Raw genomic sequence first — 22,891 nt, 5'->3', positions numbered from 1 at the left:
CGGTCACCTGGTAGCGCCGGTCACCTGGTAGCGCCGGTCACCTGGTAGCGGCGGTGACGAGCGGTCGCCGGTGCCGCGGGCCGGGCACGAGGCAGTGCCGCCCGTGGACCGGCGCCGGCCGTCGGCGCAGGAACCCGGCCCGGGCGGGCTCCGGCTGCGGAGCGAACGCCGTGCCGAGCACGGCAGCGCGCTCCACCAGCGCCGGCTCCACCGCCGCCCACCGCTCGGCGGGGACGCGGTGGCGCAGCACCGGCAGCACGAGCTGCTCCTCGGCGGCGAGGTGACGGCGCAGCTGCGTGTCGAGGCGGGCGAGCGCCGCGGCGGCCGCGCCGCCCGACCCGCCGGGCCGGGCCAGCTGCTCCAGCCCGGCGGCGACGGCGGCGAGGTCGGCGTCCAGCCGCGCGCGCTCGGCCCGCAGGCGCTGCACCTCGCCCGCCAGCTCCGGGACGAGACCCAGCACGAGGGGCCAGAGGTCGGCGTCGGCGGCCTGGTGGTGGCGCTGCACCGCCCGCGTGAACCCGGCCCACGCGCGGACGGCGGCGCGGGCGCCGCGGCGGTCGCCGGGACGCAGGGCGCGGATGTGCCGGGCCGCCTCGGGGACGACGGCGCGGATCCGGTCGTGCACGAGCAGGAGGCCCCGGACGTCGTTGCCGGCGCGGTCGGTGGTGGTCATGGCGCAGAGCGTGCGGGCAGGCGCTTGCCGACGGCTGCACGCGCGGGCGCCGGTGCGCCTCAAGTCGGCCACAAGTCGCCCGGGCACACTGCACGCATGACCGCGGCCGAGTCGCACCTCATGCGTCGCACCCCGCGCCACGGCACGGGGGCGGGCGGCGTCGTGGTCTACACGCTGGAGGACATCGGCTCCGCGGCGGGCGAGGACCCCAAGGCCACCATCGAGGTCCACCGCGCGGGCGACGTCGCCACGGTCGTCGGCGGCGGCGTCCCCGAGCACCACCGCGGCCGGGGCTACGGCCCGCGGCTCGCGCGCCAGGTCACCACGGCGGTGCGCGCGGAGGGCTGCCGGATCGCGCGCATCCCGGACCCGGGCACCGACCAGGGGCGGCGGATGCTCGTCGGCCTGGGCTACACGCAGCTCCCCGGCGGCGGGACCTGGGAGATCACCCTGTAGCGGGAGCCGCCGCCGCACTAGTCTCCTGCGGGTGCTGTTCCGCGTGCTGGGGCCGCTCGAGGTCGCCACGGCCGACGGGCGGTCGGTCGACCCCGGGAGCCCGAAGCTCCGCGCCCTGCTCACACTGCTGCTCGCCGACCACGGCCGCGTCGTCCCGCTCGACCGGATCAACGAGACCCTCTGGGCCTCCGAGCCGCCCGCCACGGCCACCGGCACCCTCCAGTCCTACGTCTCGCAGCTGCGGCGCCTCCTCGAACCCGACCGCGCCCCCCGCTCGGCGCCGACCCGGCTGCTGACCCGCCCGCCCGGCTACCTGCTGGCCGTCGGCGACGACGAGCTCGACGTGCTGCGGTTCGAGGCGATGCTCGGCGAGGGCCAGCGCCTGCTCGACGCCGGGCGCGCCCGCGATGCCGACGACGTGCTGATCGCCGCGCTGGGCCTGTGGCGGGGCGAGCCCTACGCCGACCTGGGCGACGGCGCGTCGGCGGTGCAGGCCGACCGGGCCCGCCTCGCCGAGCTGCGCGCGGTCGGCCTGGAGCGCCACATCGAGGCGATGCTCGCCGACGGGCGCCCGGAGAGCGCCGTCCCCGAGCTGGAGCGCCTGGTCGCCGTGCACCCGATGCGCGAGCGGCTCTGGGGCTCGCTGATGCTCGCGCTCTACCGCACCGGCCGCCAGGCCGACGCGCTGCGCGCCTTCGCCACCTGCCGCGACCTGCTGCGCGACGAGCTCGGCATCGACCCCGGCCCCGAGCTGCGGCGCCTGGAGCGGGCCGTGCTCACCCAGGACGCCGGCGTCGACGGCCCGCGGGCCCCGCAGCCGCTGCCCGCCCCCGTCGCCGCGCCGGCCGCCGACCCGCCGCGGCGCTCCGGGTTCGTCGGGCGCCGCGCCGAGCTGGCGGCCCTGGAGGCCCGGCTCGCGGCCGCCGCGTCCGGCACGGGGTCGGTGGTGCTCGTCGGCGGCGAGGCCGGGATCGGCAAGACGCGCCTGGCCGAGGAGGTCGTGGCCGCCGCGGAGCAGCGGGGCGCGCGGGTGGCGTGGAGCCGGTGCGCCGACGAGGCCGCCGCGCCCGCGCTCTGGCCGTGGACGCAGGTGCTGCGTGCGCTCGGCTCCGCGGCCGGCACCGCGGCCGCCGAGGGCCCCGGCGACTCCGACAGCCGCCGCGCCGAGCTGTTCGAGCGGATCGCCGCCGCGCTGCTGGCGGCCGCCGCCGAGCGCCCGCTGCTCGTCGTCCTCGACGACCTGCACGGCGCCGACCCGCTCTCGCTGCACCTGCTGCGCTTCCTCGTCGGCCGGATCGCCGCCGCCCCGGTGCTGGTGCTCGCCACCCTGCGCGACACCGCCGACGAGCGCACCGACGCGCTCGTGCACACCCTCGCCGACCTCGCGCGCGAGCGCGCCGTCACGCGGCTGGCGCTGGGCGGGCTGCCCGCCGCCGAGGTCGGGGAGCTGCTGGTCGACCGCGGCCTGGCCGACCCCGCGCTGGCCGGCGACCTGCGCCGGCGCACCGAGGGCAACCCGTTCTTCCTGGTGGAGCTGATCGAGCTGCTGCGCAGCGAGCGGCGCCTCGACGCCCGCCCCGGCGCCGCCGACATCCCCGCCTCGGTGCGCGACGTGCTGGAGCGGCGGATGGGCCGGCTGCCCGCCGACACCCGCGCCCTGCTGACGATGGCCGCGGTGATCGGGCGCGAGTTCCCGCTCGACGTGCTGGAGGCCGCCTCCGAGGTCGACGCCGAGCAGATCGCCACGCTGCTGGAGCCCGCCGTCCTCACCGGCGTCGTGGTCGAGGAGGGCGACGGCTGGGTGTGGCGCTTCGGCCACGAGCTCGTGCGCGAGACGATCGTCGCCGGGCTGACGCGGCTGCAGCGGGCGCGGCTGCACCGCCGCATCGCCCAGGCGCTGGAGGGGCTCCCGGTCGCCGGGAACCTCGACGCGCTGGCCCACCACTCCTACCTCGCCGGCCCGTTCGCCGGGCCGGGCACCGCGCTGCGGCACGCGCTGGCCGCGGCGGACGCCGCCCGCGACCGCCTCGCCCACGCGACGGCGGCCGAGCACGTCGCGCGCGCCGTCGAGCTGGCGGACGGCGACCCGCGCGAGCTGCTCGTCGTCCTGGGCCGCGACCGGCGCGCCGCGGGCGACCTCGTCGGGGCGCAGGCGGCGCTGTCGAGCGCCATCGAGCTGGCCCTCGCGGTGGGCGACACCGACGGCGCCGCCGAGGCCGCGGGCGTGTTCGGCGGCGTCGCCCTGTGGAACTGGCGCGCCTACGGCACGAGCGACGCCGCGGTGATCGCCCGGCTCGACGAGCTGCTCGCCGTCACGACCGTCCCGCTGCGGCGCGCGGAGCTGCTCGGCACCCTGGCCTGCGAGGTCAGCTACACCGACCGGCGCGCGGAGGGCACCGAGGCCGCCCGCGAGGCCGCCCGGATCGCGCGCGACCTCGGCGACGCCCCGCTGCTGGGCCGCGCGCTGAACAACTTCTACCTCGCCGCGTGGGTGCCCGGCGCCGAGCGGGAGCGCCGGGCGGCGCTCGACGAGTCGCTCGCGCTGGTCGGCGCCGGGCTGCCCGCGCACACCGAGGCCGTCGCCCGGCTGCACCGCGGCGCGCTGGCGATGCGGTTCGCCGAGCTGGAGCTCTCCCGCTCCGACCTCGACCGCGCGTCGCGGCTGGCCACCGAGCTGGGGTTCGCCGAGCTGCGCGCGCAGGTCAGCTACCAGGAGGCCGGGCACGCCACGCTGCGCGGCGACTGGGACGCCGCCGAGCGGCACGCCGACGAGGCCGACGCCCTGCAGCGGCGGACGAGCCTGTGGGGCGCGCGCTGGTGCCGGATCGTGCAGCGGATGACCGTGCGGCGCGGGCAGGGCCGCCTCGCCGAGGTGGTGTCCGAGCTCGTCGACGACACCGTGGACGAGTTCGCGACGCTGCGCCCGGTGGCGCTGCTGGCACTGGTCGAGGTGGGCGCGGCCGAGGAGGCCCGGCGGCTGCTGGAGCGCACGGAGGTGAGCGTCCCGGCCGACTGGAGCACCGACTTCCTGCTCTGCGCCTGGGGCGAGGTCGCCGCGGCGCTGGGCGCGCCCGACCCGGCCCGGCTCTACCGCGACCTGCTCCCCCAGGCCGCCGAGCTGGTGGTCGCGGGCACCGCCAACGCGACCTGGGGCTCGGTGCACGGCGTGCTCGGGCGCCTCGCGACCCGCCTCGGCGACCTGCCCGCGGCCCGCGCCCACCTCGCCGAGGCCGTGCGCGTCGACTCCGCGCTGGGCGCCGGCACCTGGGCGGGCCGGGCCCGGGACGAGCTCGCGCGGATCGGTTCCTAGGGAACCTCCGGTCCGGACCGGAGCCCGCTCCAAGTCGGCTCCAGTCGTCCGCAAGTCCGGGGGGCCACGGTGGGCCCACCTCGGCAGCCGACCGGCCGCCGACCGGAAGCGGAGACCCGATGAACCCCCCCTCCTCCCGACACCGCACGGCGGCCCTGCTCGCCGGGGCGTGCGGGCTCGCCCTCCTCACCGCGTGCGGCTCCGTCGCGCCCGCCGACTCCGTCGAGCAGCAGATCGTGGCGCAGCTCGGTGCCGTCACCGCCGACTGCCCCGACGACCTCGACGGCACCGTCGGCTCCACCCTCACCTGCGCCGCGACCGACGGCGACGGCCCGTTCGACGTGACGGTCACCGTCACCTCGCTCACCGACGGGGACATCAACTTCGAGATGGAGCGCGTGGGCGGCGCGGCCGCGGCGCCCACGGCCGAGCCCGCCGCCGAGCCGGCGGTCGACGTCGTCGACGGGGCCGAGGTCGCGCAGAGCGTGTTCGACCAGCTCACCGCGACGGTCGGCACCGAGCCCGACGAGGTCGCGTGCCCGGACCTCCCCGCGGAGGTCGGCGCCACCGTGCGCTGCGACCTCACCGCCGACGCCGAGACCTACGGCGTCACCGTCACCACCACCTCCGTCGACGGCGGCCAGGTCGCCTTCGACATCGCCGTCGACGAAGCAGGTACCTCGTGAACGCCCCCGCCCCCACCCTCACCGACCTCGTCACCGGCCCCGTCCTCGAGGGCGACGACCCGCGCGTCGCCGCGGAGGTCGCCGGCTTCAACACCGCCCACACCCCGCGGCCGGCGCTGGTCGTCGGCGCCACCTGCGCGGCCGACGTCGCCGTCGCCGTGCGCTGGGCGACCGCCCACGGCCTGCGGGTGTCGGTGCAGTCCACCGGCCACGGGCTCACCTCCGACCTGGCCGGCAGCGTCCTGGTCACGACGCGGCGGATGTCCGGCGTGGTCGTCGACCCGGTGTCGCGCAGCGCCCGCGTCGGCGCCGGCGTGCGCTGGGCGCAGGTGATCGAGGCCGCGGCCCCGTTCGGGCTCGCGCCGCTGTCCGGTTCGTCGAGCGCGGTCGGCGTCGTCGGCTACACCCTGGGCGGCGGGCTGGGCCCGCTCGCCCGCCGGTACGGCTTCGCCGCCGACCACGTCCGGTCGGTCCAGCTCGTGACCGCGACGGGCGAGGTCCGCCACGTCGACGCCATCGGCGACCCGGAGCTGTTCTGGGCCCTGCGCGGCGGCAAGGGCAACTTCGGCATCGTCACCGAGATCGAGTTCGGCCTGGTGCCCGTCGCGACCCTCTACGGCGGCGGCATCTTCTTCCCCGGCGCGGCGGCGGCCGACGTGCTGCACGCCTACCGCACGTGGGTGGACACCCTGCCCGAGGAGACGACGACCTCGGTCGCGCTGCTGCGGCTCCCGCCGCTGCCGGAGCTGCCCGAGCCGCTGCGCGGCCAGTTCGTCGTGCACCTGCGTGTGGCCCACCTGGGCACCGCCGACGAGGGCGCGGCGCTGCTCGCCCCGATGCGGGCGGTCGCCGCGCCGCTGATGGACCTCGTCGCCGAGATGCCGTTCGCCGCCGTCGACTCCATCCACATGGACCCCACCGAGCCGATGCCGGTCTGGGACCGCGGCGCGACCCTGCGGGAGCTGCCCGCCGAGGCCGTCGACGCGCTGCTCGCCGTCGCGGGACCGGACGTGCAGGTGCCGCTGATCATGGTCGAGGTGCGGCACCTCGGCGGCGCGGTGGGACGGCCGGCACGCGTGCCCAGCGCGGTGGCCGGGCGCGACGCCGCGTTCTCGCTGCTCGCCGTCGGCCCGATGGCCGGGCCGCTGGCCGAGACGATGCCGTCGATCACGCAGGCGGTGGTCGACCGCATGGCGCCCTGGGCGGGCCGGGGAGCCCTGCTCAACTTCCTCGGCCAGGCCGGTCCCGAGCGCGTCGCCGCGCTCTGGGACGACGCCGACCGCGCCCGCCTGCTCGCCGTCCGGCGGGCGCTCGACCCCGACCGCGTGTTCTCCCCGGGCCAGGCCCTTCCCGGGTGACACCAAGTCGTGACACGTCGACGGGAGCACGAACGGCACCTCGCGCGTTGGAGAGGTATGCCGTTCGTGCTCCTGTACCTCGTGGTCGAGATCGTCGCGCTCGTCGCGCTCGGCTCGGTGATCGGTCTCGGCTGGACGATCGCGGTCCTGCTGATCGGCTCCCTGCTCGGGCTGTGGCTCGCCCGCCGGGAGGGGGTGCGGGCCGCGCAGGCGCTCGCCGAGGCGGTCAACAACCGGCGCGTCGCCCACGCGGAGGTCACCGACGGCCTGCTCGTCGCCGCGGGCGGGGTGCTGCTGTTCGTGCCGGGCCTGGTCACCGACCTGGCCGGGCTGCTGCTCGTGTTCCCGCCCACCCGGGCGCTGGTCCGGCGCCGGCTCGTGGCGGCGGCCGAGCAGCGCGCGCCCGGCCTGCGCACGGCGCGCATCCACTCCGAGGGCACCGTCGTCGACGGCTCGGTGGTGCGCGACGAGCAGCGGCCGGTGATCGAGGGCACGATCGTCGAGGGGACGGTCATCGACCCCGAGGACCGCAAGGCGTCCTAGCGGTGCACCGAGGCGCCGGCTAGAAGTCCCCGCTGACGCGCCCGCTCCACACCGGCTCGACGCGGGCCCACTCGGCGGCCCAGCGGTCGCTCTCCCGGTCGTCGAGGCGGCGGCGCCCGATGGTCCCGGCCGAGGCCACCAGCGTCCAGCCGACGAGCAGCGTGCCGAGGGCGGCCAGCGCGCCGTCGCCGACGGCGCCCCCGTCGGTGACCGACGGCGAGGAGACCGGCGACCCGACCATCGACGCCGTGGCCGCGACCTCGGGCAGCACTGCCGCCGCCGACGGCCGGTCGGCGCCGATCACGCGGGCGTCGACCTGCCCCTGCACGAGGTGCCCCACGAGCACCGCCCCGAGCACGACGCCGGCGGTCAGCGCCAGCTGGGCCCAGCCCAGCGTGCGTCGCAGCCCGGCGGTGGGTCGTCGAAGCGGGGAGTCCACGACATGCTTGTCGGGACTCCGGCCGCGGTGTTACGCCGACGTGGCCCAGGTCGTCGTGCACTGCACGGTCACCCGGACGGGCTCGGGCTCCAGGCCCAGGTCGCGGACGTCCGGCGCGGCCGCCTCGGCCCGCGCCGCCATCCGGTAGGCGATCGGGCCGCCGTGGTGGTCGGCCGCCTCGGACAGCCGCAGCAGCTCCCCCAGCCCGACGCCGAGCGCCGACGCGTAGCCCTCGGCGCGGTCGCGGGCGTCGGCGACGGCACGGCGCTGCGCCTCGCGGCGGGCGGCGGCCGGGTCGGCGAGCACCCAGCGGGGCCCGTCGAGGCTGGTGGGCTCGGCGCCGATCAGCGCGGAGAGCACCTGCTCGAGCACGGCGACGTCCTCGACGACGAGCCGCACGTCCTCGGCGGCCCGGCAGCCGACGACGCGGTCGCGCCGCCACTCGTTGTGCACCCACAGCCGCCGGTGCGCGACGCGGAGCCCGGTGGCCTCCAGCGCGGGCGCGGCGGCGGCGACCTTCTGGCCCAGCGCCGTCACCGCGGCGGACCGGGTGCGGGCGGAGGCGGTGAAGCCGACGTCCAGCTCGGCGCGGTCGCCGGGCTGCTCGAACCAGCCGCTGCCCTCGGTGACGATCTCGGTCATCGGCCCACCCTTCCAGATCGGACCCTCTTCGAGGATCTACGGTCCGCGCTAGACAGTCGGATAGAGAGCTCGGGGAACAATGGTCGGGTGACCGGTCCCCTCGTCCGCCTGCGCCGCCTCGTCCGCGGCGGTCCGTCCGACGCGCCCGGCGTCGTCGTCGACGCGCTGGGTCGGGTCGGGCTCGTCGGGTACGGGCTGGTGCACGTCCTCGTGGCCTGGCTGGCCCTGCAGGTCGCGTTCGGCGTGCCGGACGCCCCGGCCGACCCGGACGGCGCCGTGGGCACGGTCGCCCGCACCCCGGGCGGCTTCGCGGCGCTCGCGTTCGGGGTCGTCGGCCTCGTCGCGTTCGCCGTCTGGCAGGTCACCGCGGCGGCGCTCGGCTTCCGCTGGGTGGAGGGCGGCGAGCGGGTCCGCAAGCGCGTCGGCGCCGTGGCGAAGTCGATCGCGACCACCGGGCTCGCGCTCGTCGTCGTCGACTACCTGCTCGGTGTCCGGCGCGAGGGCGGCGACACCGCCGCGCGCACCCTCGCCGCCACCGCGCTGGGCCTGCCCGGCGGTCGCCTGCTGCTCGGCGCCGCCGCCGTGGTGATCCTCGTGCTGGCCGTGGCGATGACCTACACCGGCGTGCGCCGCACGTTCCTCGGCGACCTCGACCTGAGCCGCGTCGGCCCGCTCGCCCGCGCCGCCGTGGAGTGGCTGGGCGTGGCCGGGCACCTGTCGCGGGCGCTGGCGCTCGGCGCGATCGGCGTGCTCGCCGCCCGGGCCGCCTTCTCGGCCGACCCGCAGCGCGCCGGCGGCCTCGACGCCGCGCTGCGCGTCATCGGGTCGTCGGCGCCCGGGGCCAGCCTGCTGATCCTCGTCGCGGCGGGGATCGCCGCGTTCGGCCTGTTCTGCATGGCCGACGCCGCCACCCGGCGGGCGTAGCGGAGCATCACGCTCTCTCGCTCCTCCGCTAGAGAGCTGCATACACCCCGATCGACGACACGCCATCGCGTTCGCTAGCGATGTCTACGGTTCCGGCAAGAACCGCGGATACCGTCCGATCCGTGGATCCCGTGCGCAACCCCTTCGCCCCCGGCGCCGGTCAGCGGCCGCCCGAGCTCGCCGGTCGCGACCGCGAGCTCGACGCGTTCGAGATCGTGCTGGAGCGCGTCGCCCGCGGACGCCCGGAGCGCAGCCTCGTCCTGACCGGGCTGCGCGGCGTCGGCAAGACGGTGCTGCTGGGCGAGCTGCGCTCGATGGCCGTCCGCGCCGGCTGGGGCGCCGGCAAGATCGAGGCCCGCCCGGACGCCGACCTGCGCCGTCCGCTCTCGGCGGCGCTGCACCGCGCGGTCCGCGACCTCGCCGTCCGCCACCCCGACGGCGAGCGCGTCGCCGAGGTGCTCGGCGTCCTCAAGGCGTTCGCGCTGCGCTCGGCCCCCGCCGACGCCAAGCTGCGCGACCGCTGGCAGCCCGGCATCGACGTGCCCGTCCGCACCGGCAAGGCCGACTCCGGCGACATCGAGATCGACCTCGTCGAGCTGTTCACCGAGGTCGCGACGCTGGCGGCCGACCTGGAGACCGGCGTCGCCATCCTCATCGACGAGATGCAGGACCTGCGCCCCGACGACGTGTCGGCGCTCTGCGCGGCCTGCCACGAGCTGTCGCAGAGCCGCTCGCCGCTCGTCGTCGTCGGGGCGGGGCTGCCGCACCTGCCCGCCGTGCTGTCGGCGTCGAAGTCCTACTCCGAGCGCCTGTTCCGCTACGCCCGCATCGGCCAGCTCGACCGCGCCGACGCCGACTTCGCCCTGCTCGCCCCGGCCGAGCGCGAGGACGCCACGTTCGAGGTCGACGCCCTCGACGCCCTCTACGAGCGTTCCGGCGGCTACCCCTACTTCGTGCAGGCCTACGGCAAGGCCGCGTGGGACGCCGCCGCGCGCACCCCGATCAGCGCCGCCGACGTGAAGGTCGCCGCTCCGGACGCGGAGGCCGAGCTCGCCGTCGGCTTCTTCGGGTCGCGGTTCGAGCGGGCCACCCCGGCCGAGCGCGAGTACCTGCGGGCGATGGCCGAGCTGACCGACGGCCGCGACGAGCCCGTCGGCACCTCGGGGATCGCCGAGCACCTGCAGCGCCGGGCGTCGTCGCTGTCGCCGGCCCGCGACAGCCTGCTCAAGAAGGGTCTCGTGTTCTCCGCGCAGCGCGGCCAGATCGCGTTCACGGTGCCCCACTTCGGGCGGTACCTGCTCGCCCAGACGTGATCTGGTACACCCGAACGGGTGAAAAGGTCCGCCGGTGGGCGCGCGCGTTAACGAACGCCCCCCGGGCGGCGATTCCACGTACAGCCTCGCGGTGCTGTCGGACCCCCGACCTGACAGCACCGCGGGGCTTTCTCGTTCCGGAGGCCCCCGCGGGGCGCCGGGAGGGCGTCGGCGGCGGCCCGTAGCATTCGGCCGGTGCAGGGCGAGCTCGAGATCCAGATGCTGCACGACCGCGTGATGGTGCGGGACACCGAGGGCACGGGGGAGCGCCGGAGCAGTGCCGGCATCGTCATCCCCGCAACCGCGACGGCTGCCAAGCGTCTGGTGTGGGGAGAGGTGTTCGGTATCGGGCACCACGTCCGGACCGTCACCGTGGGGGACCGCGTGCTGTTCGCGCGGGACGACCAGTACGAGGTGGAGGTCCAGGGCTCGACGTATCTCGTGATGCGGGAGCGCGAGCTGCACGCCGTCGCCACCGAGCGGACGGAGCACGGCACCGGGCTGTACCTGTAGCCGGTGCGACGGCGGTGACGACCGGAGCCAGGGGGCCCGGTCACGTGTTTGAGGGGAAGACGGACCACATGCCCGAGCGGCAGCCCTCGCCCGGCGAGGCGACGACCCGTCCAGCGACGGACGGATCGACCAACGGCAGCTCCACCCACACCCACGACGGGCCGCGGGACGGCGCCGGCTCCGGCGCGGTGAACGGCGCCCCGGCGGCCGGCGGCGCCCCGGCGGCAGGCGGCGCTCCGGCGCCGGTGGCCGAGCAGGTCGCCGACCAGGTCGCGGCGGAGCCCGAGGCCGTCGACCCCGCGCCCGCGGGGCCCGGTGACGGGGCGCCCGACGGGGGCGAGCCGGTGATGACGGGCGAGCGCGCCGTCGACATCGCCGACGACGGCCACGACGGTCCGGCGCTGCGCAAGGCCGCGGCGTCGTCCTCCCTGTTCGACCCGATCACCCCGCCCGGCGACGGCCCGTCGATGACGCCGGGGAGCGCCGCCGCGGCCGACTCCCCGACCAGCGCCGTCCCGTCCGCCGCCGGCCCGACCACCGCCGCCGCGTCCGACACCGTCCCGTCCGCCGGCGCCGCGTCCGACACCGTTCCGTCCGCCACCGGCCCGTCCGCGCCTGCGGACGCGCCACCCGCCGCGGCCGGGTCGTCCCCCGTGGAGGCCACCACCACCGCGGTGCCCGCCGCCTCGCCGCGGCCGCGGCCCCGGCCGGCCCCCGCGGCCGACGCCACGGTCCGCACCCCGGTGCCGGCCGCCGAGGACGGGCCCACGCGTCCCACCCCGGCCCGGGCCGACGCCGTTCCCGCCGCCACCGACGCGCCGACGGTCGCCGTGGCCGCCGCGGGTGCCGGTGCCGCCTCGGGTGCCGGTGCCGCCGCGGGTGGGGACGCCGACGCCACCCGCGTCGACACCCCGCGGCCCGACACCGCTCCTGCCGAGGCCGCCCCCGCCGAGGCCGAGCGCCCGCGCAGCTGGGACGCCGAGGCCACGCAGGTCATCCCCGTCCGCGCGGGTGCCGCGGCCGGCACCTCGACGGGCGCCACCGCGGCCGTCGACCCGCTCGACCCGCCCACCGAGCGCATCCCCGTCACGCCCGGGGCCGGTGGCGGGCCGCCCTCGCGCCCGTCGGGCGGCGAGCCGCCGCGGCGCCGCCGTCCCCGCCGCCTGCCGCTGCTCATCGCGGCCGCGGTCGTCGCCGTGCTGGCGCTGGTCTACGTCGCCGACCTGCTGATCAGCTCCGGGTCGGTGCCCCGCGGGGTCACCGTCGCGGGCGTCCCGGTCGGCGGGCTGAGCCTCGCCGACGCCGAGCAGACCCTGCGCACCCAGATCGAGCCGCGCACCACGGTGCCGGTGCAGGTCACCGTCGGCGAGGTCGGCACGCAGATCGACCCGACCACCGCCGGCCTGGCCGTCGACTGGGAGGGCACCCTGGACCGCGCGGGCGAGCAGCCGCTCAACCCGATCACGCGGATCACCTCGTTCTTCACCCAGCGCGAGATCGGCGTGGCCACCTCGGTCGACCGCGCCGCCGTCGACGGGGCGCTGGGCGAGCTCGGCCCGATCGTCGACCGGGCGCCGGTCGAGGGCACGGTCCGCTTCGACGGCGTCACGCCCGTCGCCGTCGACCCGGTCCCGGGCCAGCAGCTCGACAAGGAGCACGCGCTCGACGTGCTGGCGCGCGACTGGGCGTCGGGCCGGCCGGTGAACCTGCCGCTGTTCCCGCTGCCCGCGCTCACCACGCCCGAGGACGTCGCCACGGCGATCGAGGAGGTCGCGCGGCCCGCCGTGTCGGCGCCCGTCACCGTGATCGGCGAGGAGGGCTCGCAGGGCGTGCTGGAGCCCGCCGTGATCGCCGCGGCGCTGAGCTTCGAGCCCGCGCCCGAGGGCGGCCTGAAGCCGGTGCTCAACCCGACCGTCGTCACCGACGCCCTCGAGGACCAGCTCGCCGGGTCCGAGCGCGAGCCCGTCGACGCGAGCCTGGACTTCTCCACCAACCCGGCGACCGTCGTCCCCTCGCAGGACGGGCGCGGCGTCGACTACGAGGCCACCCTGGCCGACCTGCTGACCGTGCTCACCGGCTCCGGCCCGCGGGAGATCACCGCGGTCTACTCCGACCAGCCCGCCGACGTCACCACGGAGGACCTGCAGGCCCTGGGCACGGCCGGCGTCATCAGCGAGTTCCAGACCGGCGGGTTCGCGGCCGACTCCGGCATCAACATCCGTCGGGCCGCCGAGCTGATCAACGGCATGATCGTCGGCCCGGGCGAGACGTTCAGCCTCGACGCCGCCACCGGGCCGCGCACGCCCGCCAACGGGTACGTCGAGGCCGGCGTCATCGACAACGGGCAGCCGGCGCGCGGCATCGCGGGCGGCGTCTCGCAGGTGTCCACGACGCTGTTCAACGCGGCCTACTTCGCCGGGCTCACCGACGTCGAGCACCGCGCGCACAGCTTCTACATCAGCCGCTACCCCCCGGGCCGCGAGGCGACCATCTCCGACGGGGCCATCGACATGCGGTTCCGCAACGACACCCCCACCGCGGTGCTGATCCAGACCGTGTGGACGCCGTCGTCGGTGACGGTCCGCCTGCTCGGCACCAAGTACTACGAGGTGGAGTCGGTCACCGGGCCGCGCACGAACCCGACGAGCCCGAACACCGTCAACGTGCCCGAGGGCGAGCAGTGCGCCCCGAGCCAGGGCGCGCCCGGGTTCACCATCACCGACACCCGGCGGGTCACCGACGTCCGGACGGGTGAGGTGCGGACCGACCCGACGACCACCACCCGTTACAACCCGTCCCCGCGGGTGGTCTGCGGGGGCTGAGCAGCGCTGTTGCCGTAGCCCGTCCGTGGCCGGGGTCTTCCGCGACCCCGGCCGCGTTCGTACCCTCGGGGGTCCAACGACGGATCGGGGACGCCATGCGCATAGCGGACGTACTACGGAACAAGGGCTCCGAGGTGGTGACCGTCGCTCCGACGGCGACGGTGGCCGAGCTCCTGGGTCTGCTCGCCGAGCGCAACGTCGGCGCCCTGCCCGTCGTCGACGCCGCGGAGCTGATCGGGATCGTCTCCGAGCGCGACGTGGTGCGCCGCCTGCACGACGGCGGGGCCGCGGTGCTGGAGGCGCGGGTCGCCGACATCATGACGACGTCCGTTACCACCTGCGCCCCCGACGACGACGCCGCCGGCCTCGCGGCCGTCATGACGAAGGGCCGGTTCCGGCACCTGCCGGTGGTGGTCGAGGGTGCGCTCGTCGGCATCGTCAGCATCGGGGACCTGGTGAAGACCCGCATCGACCTGCTGGAGCAGGAGCGCGCGCAGCTGCAGAGCTACATCGCGAGCTGACACCCGTGAGCGGGAACCGTGGCCCTGGCCACGGTTCCCGCTCACGAGGGTGGGGTCACGACACCGCCGCTCCCGAGGTCGGCCGGCAGCCCGAAGCGGGTGAGGTCGGCGGTGAGGAACGCGGTCACCTCGGCGACCCGCCCGTCCCGCAGGGTGAGCACGTCGAGGCCTGCGGACACGTACCGGCCCGCCTCGTCGTCCCACCGGTAGGTGCCGAACGCGACCTGCCCGTTGGCCGTCGTCGGCAGGAACCGCCACCGCATCAGCAGCGGGCCGCTCAGGAGGAAGGCGCGGATGTCGTCGCGGCCGCGGAACCACTCGGGCAGCGGTGGCATCGACCAGCGGGCGTCGGTGGCGAGCAGGGCGACGATCGCGTCGACGTCGGCGGCGTGCCAGGCGTCGGCCCAGCGCGCGACGAGCGCGGCGACCGCCTCGTCGCCGAGCTCGCGCAGCGCGTCGCGCTGCGGCGGGGCGGCAGCGGGGTCGAGCGCCTTGCGGGCGCGCTGCAGGGCGCTGTGCACCGCGGCGGGGGACGTGTCGAGCTGCTCGGCCACCTCGCTCGCCGAGAACCCGAGGACCTCGCGCAGGATCAGCACCGCGCGCTGGGTGGGCGACAGGCGCTGCAGCGCTGCGACGAACGCGAGCTCCACGTCCTCTCGGGCGAGGTACCCCGCCTCGGCCGAGGGGTAGGGCTCCAGCCAGCTGATCTCCGTGGCCGGGGTGTCGGGCAGGACGTCGACGGGCAGCTCGCGCCGACCGCGCCGCTCCAGCGCGGTGAGGCAGCGGTTGGTGGCGATCCGGTGGAGCCACGCGCGGACGTGGCCGCGGTCGTCGAGCCGGCCGATGCCGCGCCACGCACGCAGCAGGGTCTCCTGCACCGCGTCCTCGGCGTCGTGCAGCGAGCCGAGCATCCGGTAGCAGTGGGCCCTCAGCTCACCGCGGTGCGGTGCGACGAGCTGCTCGAACGCGCCGGCGTCCCCCGAGCGGGCCGCGTCGAGGAGTGCGGCGGGCGCGGTCACGGCCCCATCCTGGCCACCCGCGATGGATCCGGGCAACGGGCGGGGTTGAACCTGCATGAGCGACACGCAGCAGACCGACACGCAGCAGACCGACGCACAGCAGATCCGCGACCTCGTCGAGCGCTGGGCGGCCGCCGTCCACGACGGCGACCTGCCCGCGGTGCTGGCCGACCACGCCGACGACATCGTCATGTTCGACGTGCCGCCGCCCGAGCAGGGCGTCCGCGGACTGGCCGCCTACGAGCGGAGCTGGCCCCTGTTCCTCGCCTGGCAGGCGTCCGGGGCGTCGTTCGACATCGAGTCCCTGGAGGTCACGGCCGGCGCCGACACGGCGTTCGCCTTCGCGCTCCTGCGCTGCGGCACCGCCGACGAGCTGGCCCGCGAACCCGACCGCCGCCTGCGCCTCACCATCGGGCTGCGCAAGGACGACGGCCGGTGGACCGTGACCCACGAGCACCACTCGTTCGCCGACGTGGGCGAGGACGCCCCCGCCTAGAACGCCGCCTCGGACAGCTCCATCAGGCTGTTGTCGGCCTGCTCGAGGATCACGCGCTGGCTGGTGAGCAGCGGCAGGTGGGTCTTGGCGAAGAACCGGGCCACGCCGACCTTGCCCTCGTAGAACGCCTGGTCCTTGGCGCTCACCTCGCCGCCGAGGGCGGTCAGAGCGACGTCGGCCTGGCGCAGCAGCAGCCAGCCGACGAGCAGGTCGCCCAGCGCCATCAGCAGCCGGACGCTGTGCTGCCCGACCTTGTAGATGCTCGACGGGTCCTGGGCGCTCGCCATGAGGTAGCCGGTGAGGGCGCCGAGCATGCCCTGCACGTCGGCCAGCGCGGTGGCGAGCAGCGCCCGCTCCTCCTTGAGGCGACCGTTGCCGGACTCGGCGTCGAGGAAGGCCTGGATCTCGCCGGTGACGTGCCCGAGCGCCTGCCCGTTGTCGCGGACGATCTTGCGGAACAGCAGGTCGAGCGACTGGATCGCCGTGGTGCCCTCGTACAGCGAGTCGATCTTGGCGTCGCGGATGTACTGCTCGAGGGGGTAGTCCTGCAGGTAGCCCGAGCCGCCCAGGACCTGCAGCGCCTGCGGCAGCTGCTCGGTGGCGCGCTCCGAGCCGACGCCCTTGACGATCGGCAGCAGCAGGTCGTTGACCCGCTCCTCCAGCGAGACGTCCTCGCCCGCGTCCTTCCCGAGCCGGATCCGGTCCTGGAAGGTGGCCGTGTAGAGGTACACGGCGCGCAGGCCCTCGGCGTAGGCCTTGTTCGTCATGAGCAGGCGGCGCACGTCGGGGTGGTGGGTGATCGTGACGCGCGGCGCGGTCTTGTCGAGCATCTGCGGGAGGTCGGCGCCCTGGACGCGCTCCTTGGCGTACTCCAGCGCGGCGAGGTAGCCCGCCGAGAGCGTGCCGATCGCCTTCGTGCCGACCAGCATCCGCGCGTGCTCGATGACCTCGAACATCTGTGCGATGCCGTCGTGCACCTCGCCCAGCAGCCAACCGACGGCCGGGGTGCCGTGCTGGCCGAACGTCAGCTCGCAGGTGGTGGAGGCCTTGAGGCCCATCTTGTGCTCGACGCCGGTGACGAAGGCGCCGTTGCGCTCGCCGGGCTCACCGGTCTGCGTGTCGAAGTGGAACTTGGGCACCAGGAAGAGCGAGAGGCCCTTCGTGCCGGCCTTCGCGCCCTCGGGGCGGGCCAGGACCAGGTGCATGATGTTCTCGGACATGTCGTGCTCGGCCGAGGTGATGAAGCGCTTGACGCCGTCGATGTGCCAGGTGCCGTCGGCCTGCTGCACGGCCTTCGTCCGGCCGGCACCGACGTCGGAGCCCGCGTCGGGCTCGGTGAGCACCATCGTGGCGCCCCAGGCGCGCTCGATCATGAGCTCGGCCCAGTGCTGCTGCTCCTCGGTGCCGTTGCGGTGCACGACGGAGGCGAAGTTGGGGCCCGCCATGTACATGAACGCGGCCGGGTTCGAGCCGAGGATCAGCTCCGCGGCGGCCCACTGCACGGTCGGCGGGATGCCGTAGCCGCCCAGCTCGACGGGCAGGCCCAGGCGCCACCACTCGCCGTCCCACAGGACCTTGTAGGAGTCCTTGAACGACTGCGGCAGCGTGACCGAGAACGTGGCCGGGTCGAACACCGGCGGGTTGCGGTCGGCGTCGGCGAAGGGCTCCGCCAGCGGCCCGGTGGCCACGGCGTTGAGCTCCTTGAGGGTGTCGCGGGCGGTCTGGAGGTCGACGCCGTCGAACGGCCCGCTGCCGAGCCGCTCCTGGACGCCGAACACCTCGAAGAGGTTGAACTCGAGGTCGCGCAGGTTGCTCCTGAAGTGGCCCATGGCCCCGTGTCTCCTTCTACCCGTCGGTAACCCCAGCGTATTACCCATCGGTAACCAGGACAAGAGGGGGTACCGCCCGCCGCTCTCCACCTGCCGGGTGATCACACCTTGGTGTCCCGCCGTTGTGCACGGTGCGTGAGGGACAGAGGGTTCTCCTGGTTCGGATGGTGCACGGGGGGAGTAACGATGAGTGCAACGCGCATCACGCGGCGTAGCCTTCTGGTGGGCGGGGCCGTCCTGCTGGCCGGCGCCGCCCTGCCCGGCACCGCGCACGCCGCGGCGCCCGCGCCCCCGATCCTCGACTGCGCGGCGTGGGGCGCGCGGCCCAACAGCCGCATCGTCAACGTCGTCACCCAGAGACCGGTGAAGATCCTCGTGCACCACACCGCCACCCCGAACGTCACCGACCTCTCCCGCGGCGCCGCGGACTCGCTGGCCCGGGGGATCCAGGACTTCCACATGGACCGGCGGGGCTGGCTCGACTCCGGCCAGCACTTCACGATCAGCCGGGGCGGGTTCGTGCTGGAGGGGCGCCACCGCAGCCTGGAGGTCCTGCGCGGCGGGCGCCAGCAGGTGGAGGGCGCGCACTGCACCGGGCAGAACTTCGTCGCCGTCGGCATCGAGAACGAGGGCACCTACACCGACACCGAGCCGACGGGCGTGCTGTGGGACCGGCTGCGCGAGATGTGCGCCTACGTCTGCGGCCAGTACGGCATCGCCCCGACCGAGATCTACGGCCACCGCGACTTCAAGGACACGCTCTGCCCCGGTGACGTCCTCTACGGCATGCTGCCGCGGCTGCGCGGCGAGGTCGGCGACGCGCTCGGGCGGCGGCTGGAGGGCTCGTCGGTGCGGGCCGCGTCCTGGCCGGTGCTGCGCGAGGACGACCGCGGGCCGGTGGTGCGCGCGGCGCAGCATCTGCTCCGGGCGGCGGGGCGCACGGAGGTGGCCGTCGACGGGCAGTTCTCGGCGCCGATGGCCGAGTCGGTGCGCCGGTTCCAGGCCGACCACGCCACCGAGGAGGTCAACGGGATCATCGGCGGCGAGTCGTGGCCGCTGCTCGCCGCACCCGTGCGCGCGGGCGGCGGCGGGGAGGCCGAGCAGGCGGTGGAGGCGCTCGTCGCGAGCAGCTCCACCCGCCCGCCCTCGACGGTGGGCCGCCAGGAGTGGATGGCCCTCCTGACGGCCGCCCGCTGAGGGTCGGCGCCGAGGGTCGGCCCTGAGCGTCAGTCCCAGAGCTTCCAGGGGGCGTCGCCCTTGGCCCAGAGCTCGTTGAGGGCCTGGTAGTCCTTGTAGGTGTCCATCGCGGCCCAGAAGCCCTCGTGCTTGTTGACGGTGAGCTGCTCGTCGCGCGCCAGGCGCTGCAGCGGCTCGGCCTCCAGGAACAGCCCCTCGGAGTCGTCGAGGTAGTCGTCGAGGAAGCTGCGGTCGAACACGAAGTACCCGCCGCTCACCCAGCCGGTGACCTGCGTGGGCTTCTCGTTGAACTCCGCGACGACGTCGCCGTCGACGCGCATCTCGCCGAACTTCGACGTCGGGTGCACGCCGGTGACCGTGCCGATCCGGCCCGACTTCTCGTGCAGCTGCGCGAGCTGCTCGATGTCGACGGCGCTGACGCCGTCGCCGTAGGTCATCATGAAGTGCGGGGTGTCGATGTAGTCGCGGATGCGGCGCAGGCGCGCGCCCGTGCCGGCCTCGAGGCCGGTCTCCGCGAACGTGATCTCCCAGTTCTCGTCGCCGCGCCCGGAGGCGAACTGCGGCTCGTGGTCGCCGTCGGAGAGGCTGAGCGTGAAGTCGGCCAGGTGCGCGCGGTAGTCCAGGAAGAACTGCTTGATCTCCCAGCCCTTGTAGCCCAGGCAGAGGATGAAGCGCCGGTACCCGTAGTGGCTGTAGAGCTTCATGATGTGCCACAGGATCGGGCGGTCGCCGATGTCGACCATGCCCTTGGGCAGGCGCTCGCTGACCTCGCGGATGCGGGTGCCCTGGCCTCCGCAGAGGATGACGACCGGGGTCTGGGGGTCCATCAGGAGGGGTGTCCTTCCGTAGCGGGAGCGGCGCCGGCGGAGGCGATCCGGTCCAGGATCGCCAGCTCGGCCGGCGTGGTCACGTGCAGGTTCGCGGGGTCGCCGGGCACCGTGTCGACGCGGTGCCCGCGTTCGACGAGCAGGCCCGAGTTCTCCACCGGCCGGGGCCGGTCGGCGTGCACCTCGCGCAGCACCTCGGCGCGGAACGCCTGGGGCGCCTGGGTGAGCACGAGGTCGTGCTTGGGGAGCGTGGCGGTGACGCGCCCGCCCTCGACGCGCTGCACCACCTCCAGGATCGGCAGCACCGGCACCGCCCCGTCGGCCCCGCGCCGCACGGCGTCGGCGACGGCGGTGAACAGCGCGTCGGGGGCCAGCGGGTGCGCGGGGTCGCAGACGACGACGATCCCGGTGCCGTCGGGCACGGTGGCCAGCCCCGCGCGCAGCGACTCGGACTGGTGGTCGCCGCCCTCGGCGAGGGCGTCGACCGGTTCGCCGTCCCAGTCGCAGCCCGGCGGGAGCACGACCGTGACGCCGTCGCAGGTCCGGCGGGCGGCGGCCACCGTGCGGTCGATCATGCGGATGCCGCCGACCGGCTGGAACTGCTTGGGCCGGCCGCCGAAGCGCTGCCCGCTGCCGCCGGCGAGCACCAGCGCCCACACCGTGGCGTCCGCGGAGGGGGACGCGTCGGGGCTGCTCACGTCTGCGCATCCTTCCAGTGCCACCCGATCGGGCGGGGATCGGGCGGGGATCGGGCGGCGCCGCGGCCCGCAGCGTGACCGGCGCTACGCTCGCCTGCGCCCGGCAGGGACCAGCGGAGGGGGAGGCGGACACTGAACGCGTCGACGCTCGCCGACGGTGCCGAGGTCGCCCTGCGCGACGTCGCCACCGACCCGGTCACGACCCGCCGCATCGACGTCGTCGGTCCGGGCGGGTACGGCAAGACCGCGGTCCTCACCGCGCTGGCCGCCACCTGGACCGCCGCGGGCGTCCCCGTCCGCCGCGACGCCCCCGAGCCCGGCGAGCCGCTCGACCCGGGCACCGCGCTCGTCGTCGACGACGCCCACCTGCTGCCCGACGACCGGCTGCGCCACCTCACCGCGCTCGCCGCGGGCGACGCCGGCCGGATCGTCGTCGCCCACCGGCCGCACCCGGAGTCCCGCGCCATGGCCGCGCTCGGCGCGGAGCTGTCCCGGCACGGCCGGCCCGTGGTGCTCGACGTGCTCGACCGCGGGGCCCTCGCCGTCCGCGCGCAGCGGCTGCTCGGCCACGTCCCCGACCCGGACGTGCTCGACACCGTGCTGCTGCGGTCGGCCGGCATCCCCGCGCTGGTCGACCTGCTGCTCGAGCTGCCCGGCACCGGCGAGCTGCCGGCCGACCTGCTCGCCCAGCTCGGGTACGCGCTGGAGGAGCTCGCCCCGGGCGTGCGCGAGCTCCTGCTGGCCCGCGCCGTGGGTGCCCCGCGCGACGCCGAGGTCCTGGTGCCGCTGCTCGGGCTGCCCGGCGCCGACGCCCTCGACGAGCTCGTCGTCGCGGCGTGGGCGGAGGGGCGGCTGCTGGCCGACGGCGGCGCCGTGCCGCTCGTCTCGGCCGCCGTGCTGGCCCGCACGCCCCCCGCGGCCGCGATCGAGGTGCGCCGCGCGCTGGCCGAGATCGAGCTGGAGCGCGGCGGCGACGTGCTGACCGCCGCCCGGGGGCTGCTGCGGGCGGGCGGCACCGGGAAGCGGGTGGCCGCGGTGTTCGCCGCCGCCGCCGACCAGGCCGTGCGCACCGGCACGGGCCCCGCGGACGAGCTGTACGAGGCCGCGATCCGTGCCGGTGCCGCGCCGCTGGAGCTGGCGCCGCGCCGGGCCGAGGCCGCCGTCATCGCGGGGAAGCTCGACCTCGCGCTCGACCACGCCGACCGCGTCCTGGACGCCGTCGACGGGCCGGGCACCGCGGTCCCCGACGCCGACGCCCGCCGCGCCGGAGCCGTCGCCGCCGCCGTGCTCGCGCGCCGCGGCAACCTCGCCCGCAGCGCCGACCTCTACCGCTGGACGACCTCGCTCGGCGCCTCGCCGGTGCTCGCCGTGCCCGCGCTCGTCGGCACCGGCGCGCTGGACGAGGCCCGCGCCGCCCTCGCCGCGCCCGCCGCCCCCGGCCGCCGCCCGCCGACGCTGCGCTCGGGCGCCGAGGAGCTGACGGCGCAGGGCGTGCTGGAGTCGGTGGTGGGCGCCCCGACCGGCGCGATGTCGAAGCTGGTCCGCGCCGCCGGGCTGCTGGAGCCGCCCAACCGCGCCGCGCTGCTCACCGACACCCCGGCCGCGCTCGCCGCCCTGGTCGCCGTGCAGTGCGGGGAGCTGGCCGTCGCGCAGTCGGTGCTGGAGCGCGCGGAGCGCGTCGGCCTGGGCGGCTGCGGCGCGGCCGCGCGGCACCGGCTGCTGCTGGGGTGGATCGCGATGTACCGGGGCGAGAAGTCCGCGGCCCGCGCGGCCCTCGACGTCGGCACCCGGCTCGAACCGCGCGACGAGCTGCTGGCCGCGGCGCTGGAGGTGGCGCTGGCCCGGCGGGCGAGCGACCCGGCGGCGCTGATGGTCGGCTGGGCGCGGGCGCGCGAGGCGATCGTGCACCACCCCGTCGACCTGTTCGTCCTGCAGCCGCTCTCCGAGCTGCGCGTCGCCGCGGCCCGGCTGCGCGAGCAGAGCTGGGTCGCCCCGCACCTCGACGAGGCCGCGGCCCTGCTCGCCCGCCTGGGCAACCCGCTGCTGTGGGCCGCCCCCCTGCACTGGGCGGGCGTGCACGCCGCGATGTTCGCCCAGAACCCCGACGCCGCCGCGCCCGACGTGGCCGCGCTGGAGGCCGGCTCGTCCACCAGCCGCTACGCCGCGGCGATGGCCGTCGGGGCGCGGCAGTGGCTGCTCGTGCTGCGCGGCGAGGTCGACCCGGCGGCGGTGGAGGCCGCCGCGCGGGGCCTGCACGCCGTCGGCCTGTCCTGGGACGGCGGACGCCTGGCCGGACAGGCCGCGATCCGCACGCGCGACAAGACGGGCATGGCGTCGCTGCTGGGCACCGCCCGTGCGCTGCAGGTCGTCGAGCAGGCGCCGGAGCAGGCGCCCTCGGACCCGGCCGGGGCGACGCAGGCGCCCCCGCGCGACGACGTGCTCAGCGACCGCGAGCGCGAGGTCGCCGCCCTCGTGCTGGAGGGCCTGACCTACAAGCAGATCGGCGAGCAGCTGTTCATCTCGGCGAAGACGGTGGAGCACCACGTCTCCCGGATGCGCCAGCGCCTCGGCTCCGGCAGCCGGGGCGAGCTGTTCGCCCACCTGCGCGGCATCGTCGGCACCTGA

The 22,891-nt window shown here is 76.3% G+C and carries 21 protein-coding genes; 13 read left to right on the top strand and 8 right to left on the bottom strand.

Features of this window, described 5'->3' with window-relative positions; all coding sequences use genetic code 11:
- Positions 1 to 37: 37 nt before the first annotated feature.
- The gene (locus HOP40_RS09305; protein WP_172156716.1) at positions 38 to 673 is read right to left on the bottom strand and encodes a hemerythrin domain-containing protein; all 636 of its coding nucleotides are present in this window, start codon (positions 671 to 673) and stop codon (positions 38 to 40) included.
- 96 nt (positions 674 to 769) lie between these two features.
- Here HOP40_RS09305 and HOP40_RS09300 point away from each other — a divergent pair, with 96 nt between their 5' ends.
- The 5 genes from HOP40_RS09300 to HOP40_RS09280 all read left to right on the top strand — a co-directional run bounded on the left by HOP40_RS09300 (position 770) and on the right by HOP40_RS09280 (position 7,026).
- Positions 770 to 1,129: a GNAT family N-acetyltransferase gene (locus HOP40_RS09300; RefSeq protein WP_172156708.1), complete on the top strand. Its 360-nt coding sequence runs from the start codon at positions 770 to 772 to the stop codon at positions 1,127 to 1,129.
- Positions 1,130 to 1,160: 31 nt separating this feature from the next.
- Positions 1,161 to 4,439, top strand: coding sequence for an ATP-binding protein (locus HOP40_RS09295; RefSeq protein WP_172156707.1), 3,279 nt, complete (start codon positions 1,161 to 1,163; stop codon positions 4,437 to 4,439).
- A 119-nt stretch (positions 4,440 to 4,558) separates the two neighbouring features.
- Complete coding sequence (locus HOP40_RS09290) at positions 4,559 to 5,125, top strand: DUF4333 domain-containing protein (RefSeq protein ID WP_172156706.1); 567 nt, start codon at positions 4,559 to 4,561, stop codon at positions 5,123 to 5,125.
- Positions 5,122 to 6,483: an FAD-binding oxidoreductase gene (locus HOP40_RS09285; RefSeq protein ID WP_172156705.1), complete on the top strand. Its 1,362-nt coding sequence runs from the start codon at positions 5,122 to 5,124 to the stop codon at positions 6,481 to 6,483. The genes HOP40_RS09290 and HOP40_RS09285 overlap by 4 nt, the downstream gene beginning before the upstream one ends.
- A 57-nt stretch (positions 6,484 to 6,540) precedes the next feature.
- A complete protein-coding gene (locus HOP40_RS09280; protein WP_172156704.1) occupies positions 6,541 to 7,026 on the top strand; it encodes an FxsA family protein in 486 nt (161 codons plus the stop codon).
- Positions 7,027 to 7,045: 19 nt separating this feature from the next.
- On the opposite strand, the gene HOP40_RS09275 is transcribed toward HOP40_RS09280, so the two are convergent.
- Together HOP40_RS09275 and HOP40_RS09270 are read right to left on the bottom strand one after the other, a co-directional pair.
- Complete coding sequence (locus HOP40_RS09275; protein WP_172156703.1) at positions 7,046 to 7,465, bottom strand: hypothetical protein; 420 nt, start codon at positions 7,463 to 7,465, stop codon at positions 7,046 to 7,048.
- Positions 7,466 to 7,495: 30 nt separating this feature from the next.
- A complete protein-coding gene (locus HOP40_RS09270) occupies positions 7,496 to 8,107 on the bottom strand; it encodes an SIMPL domain-containing protein (protein ID WP_172156702.1) in 612 nt (203 codons plus the stop codon).
- Between the two features lie 87 nt (positions 8,108 to 8,194).
- On the opposite strand from HOP40_RS09270, the gene HOP40_RS09265 reads away from it, so the two are divergent.
- The 5 genes from HOP40_RS09265 (at position 8,195) to HOP40_RS09245 (ending at position 14,200) form a co-directional block, all read left to right on the top strand.
- Positions 8,195 to 9,031, top strand: coding sequence for a DUF1206 domain-containing protein (locus HOP40_RS09265; RefSeq protein WP_172156701.1), 837 nt, complete (start codon positions 8,195 to 8,197; stop codon positions 9,029 to 9,031).
- A gap of 122 nt (positions 9,032 to 9,153) precedes the next feature.
- Positions 9,154 to 10,344 carry an ATP-binding protein gene (locus HOP40_RS09260; RefSeq protein WP_172156700.1) on the top strand — a complete coding sequence of 397 codons (1,191 nt, stop codon included), beginning with the start codon at positions 9,154 to 9,156 and terminating at the stop codon, positions 10,342 to 10,344.
- A gap of 219 nt (positions 10,345 to 10,563) precedes the next feature.
- Positions 10,564 to 10,857, top strand: coding sequence for a GroES family chaperonin (locus tag HOP40_RS09255; RefSeq protein ID WP_172168112.1), 294 nt, complete (start codon positions 10,564 to 10,566; stop codon positions 10,855 to 10,857).
- Between the two features lie 68 nt (positions 10,858 to 10,925).
- Positions 10,926 to 13,679, top strand: a complete 2,754-nt coding sequence (locus HOP40_RS09250; protein ID WP_240157596.1) for a VanW family protein — start codon at positions 10,926 to 10,928, stop codon at positions 13,677 to 13,679.
- A gap of 95 nt (positions 13,680 to 13,774) precedes the next feature.
- On the top strand, positions 13,775 to 14,200 hold the full coding sequence (locus tag HOP40_RS09245; protein WP_172156698.1) for a CBS domain-containing protein: 426 nt from the start codon (positions 13,775 to 13,777) through the stop codon (positions 14,198 to 14,200).
- A 41-nt stretch (positions 14,201 to 14,241) separates the two neighbouring features.
- On the opposite strand, the gene HOP40_RS09240 is transcribed toward HOP40_RS09245, so the two are convergent.
- The gene (locus HOP40_RS09240) at positions 14,242 to 15,219 is read right to left on the bottom strand and encodes a sigma-70 family RNA polymerase sigma factor (RefSeq protein ID WP_240157595.1); all 978 of its coding nucleotides are present in this window, start codon (positions 15,217 to 15,219) and stop codon (positions 14,242 to 14,244) included.
- Positions 15,220 to 15,274: 55 nt separating this feature from the next.
- Between HOP40_RS09240 and HOP40_RS09235 the strand changes: the two genes are divergently transcribed.
- Positions 15,275 to 15,715, top strand: a complete 441-nt coding sequence (locus tag HOP40_RS09235) for a nuclear transport factor 2 family protein (protein ID WP_172156694.1) — start codon at positions 15,275 to 15,277, stop codon at positions 15,713 to 15,715.
- Here the strand turns inward: HOP40_RS09235 and HOP40_RS09230 are convergent.
- Entirely contained in the window at positions 15,712 to 17,544 is a 1,833-nt protein-coding gene (locus tag HOP40_RS09230; protein ID WP_172156684.1) for an acyl-CoA dehydrogenase, read from the bottom strand. The two genes, HOP40_RS09235 and HOP40_RS09230, sit on opposite strands and share 4 nt — an antisense overlap.
- A 222-nt stretch (positions 17,545 to 17,766) precedes the next feature.
- On the opposite strand from HOP40_RS09230, the gene HOP40_RS09225 reads away from it, so the two are divergent.
- Entirely contained in the window at positions 17,767 to 18,741 is a 975-nt protein-coding gene (locus HOP40_RS09225) for a peptidoglycan recognition protein family protein (protein WP_172156682.1), read from the top strand.
- 29 nt (positions 18,742 to 18,770) lie between these two features.
- Here HOP40_RS09225 and HOP40_RS09220 read toward each other — a convergent pair whose 3' ends face one another.
- The 3 genes from HOP40_RS09220 to HOP40_RS09210 all read right to left on the bottom strand — a co-directional run bounded on the left by HOP40_RS09220 (position 18,771) and on the right by HOP40_RS09210 (position 20,707).
- A complete protein-coding gene (locus HOP40_RS09220) occupies positions 18,771 to 19,568 on the bottom strand; it encodes a glucose-1-phosphate cytidylyltransferase (protein WP_172156680.1) in 798 nt (265 codons plus the stop codon).
- The gene (locus HOP40_RS09215) at positions 19,568 to 20,266 is read right to left on the bottom strand and encodes an IspD/TarI family cytidylyltransferase (protein ID WP_172156678.1); all 699 of its coding nucleotides are present in this window, start codon (positions 20,264 to 20,266) and stop codon (positions 19,568 to 19,570) included. Before HOP40_RS09215 ends, HOP40_RS09220 begins: the two co-directional genes overlap by 1 nt.
- Positions 20,267 to 20,350: 84 nt before the next feature.
- On the bottom strand, positions 20,351 to 20,707 hold the full coding sequence (locus HOP40_RS09210) for a hypothetical protein (RefSeq protein WP_172156676.1): 357 nt from the start codon (positions 20,705 to 20,707) through the stop codon (positions 20,351 to 20,353).
- Between the two features lie 24 nt (positions 20,708 to 20,731).
- On the opposite strand from HOP40_RS09210, the gene HOP40_RS09205 reads away from it, so the two are divergent.
- Positions 20,732 to 22,891, top strand: a complete 2,160-nt coding sequence (locus HOP40_RS09205; protein ID WP_172156674.1) for a helix-turn-helix domain-containing protein — start codon at positions 20,732 to 20,734, stop codon at positions 22,889 to 22,891.

The organism is Pseudonocardia broussonetiae, assembly GCF_013155125.1.
Taxonomy (GTDB): Bacteria; Actinomycetota; Actinomycetes; order Mycobacteriales; family Pseudonocardiaceae; genus Pseudonocardia; species Pseudonocardia broussonetiae.
Note: the sequence above shows the minus strand (reverse complement) of the source record. Positions and strands in the feature narration are given on the sequence as shown.

What these genes read in the sequence shown, in the direction of transcription:
- HOP40_RS09290 (WP_172156706.1), top strand. Translation starts at nt 4,559, where the DNA reads ATGAACCCCCCCTCCTCCCGACACCGCACGGCGGCCCTGCTCGCCGGG.
- HOP40_RS09205 (WP_172156674.1), top strand. Translation starts at nt 20,732, where the DNA reads ATGGCCGCGCTCGGCGCGGAGCTGTCCCGGCACGGCCGGCCCGTGGTG.
- HOP40_RS09270 (WP_172156702.1), bottom strand. Translation starts at nt 8,107, where the DNA reads ATGACCGAGATCGTCACCGAGGGCAGCGGCTGGTTCGAGCAGCCCGGC.
- HOP40_RS09300 (WP_172156708.1), top strand. Translation starts at nt 770, where the DNA reads ATGACCGCGGCCGAGTCGCACCTCATGCGTCGCACCCCGCGCCACGGC.
- HOP40_RS09250 (WP_240157596.1), top strand. Translation starts at nt 10,926, where the DNA reads ATGCCCGAGCGGCAGCCCTCGCCCGGCGAGGCGACGACCCGTCCAGCG.
- HOP40_RS09230 (WP_172156684.1), bottom strand. Translation starts at nt 17,544, where the DNA reads ATGGGCCACTTCAGGAGCAACCTGCGCGACCTCGAGTTCAACCTCTTC.
- HOP40_RS09245 (WP_172156698.1), top strand. Translation starts at nt 13,775, where the DNA reads ATGCGCATAGCGGACGTACTACGGAACAAGGGCTCCGAGGTGGTGACC.
- HOP40_RS09280 (WP_172156704.1), top strand. Translation starts at nt 6,541, where the DNA reads ATGCCGTTCGTGCTCCTGTACCTCGTGGTCGAGATCGTCGCGCTCGTC.
- HOP40_RS09255 (WP_172168112.1), top strand. Translation starts at nt 10,564, where the DNA reads ATGCTGCACGACCGCGTGATGGTGCGGGACACCGAGGGCACGGGGGAG.
- HOP40_RS09235 (WP_172156694.1), top strand. Translation starts at nt 15,275, where the DNA reads ATGAGCGACACGCAGCAGACCGACACGCAGCAGACCGACGCACAGCAG.
- HOP40_RS09220 (WP_172156680.1), bottom strand. Translation starts at nt 19,568, where the DNA reads ATGGACCCCCAGACCCCGGTCGTCATCCTCTGCGGAGGCCAGGGCACC.
- HOP40_RS09305 (WP_172156716.1), bottom strand. Translation starts at nt 673, where the DNA reads ATGACCACCACCGACCGCGCCGGCAACGACGTCCGGGGCCTCCTGCTC.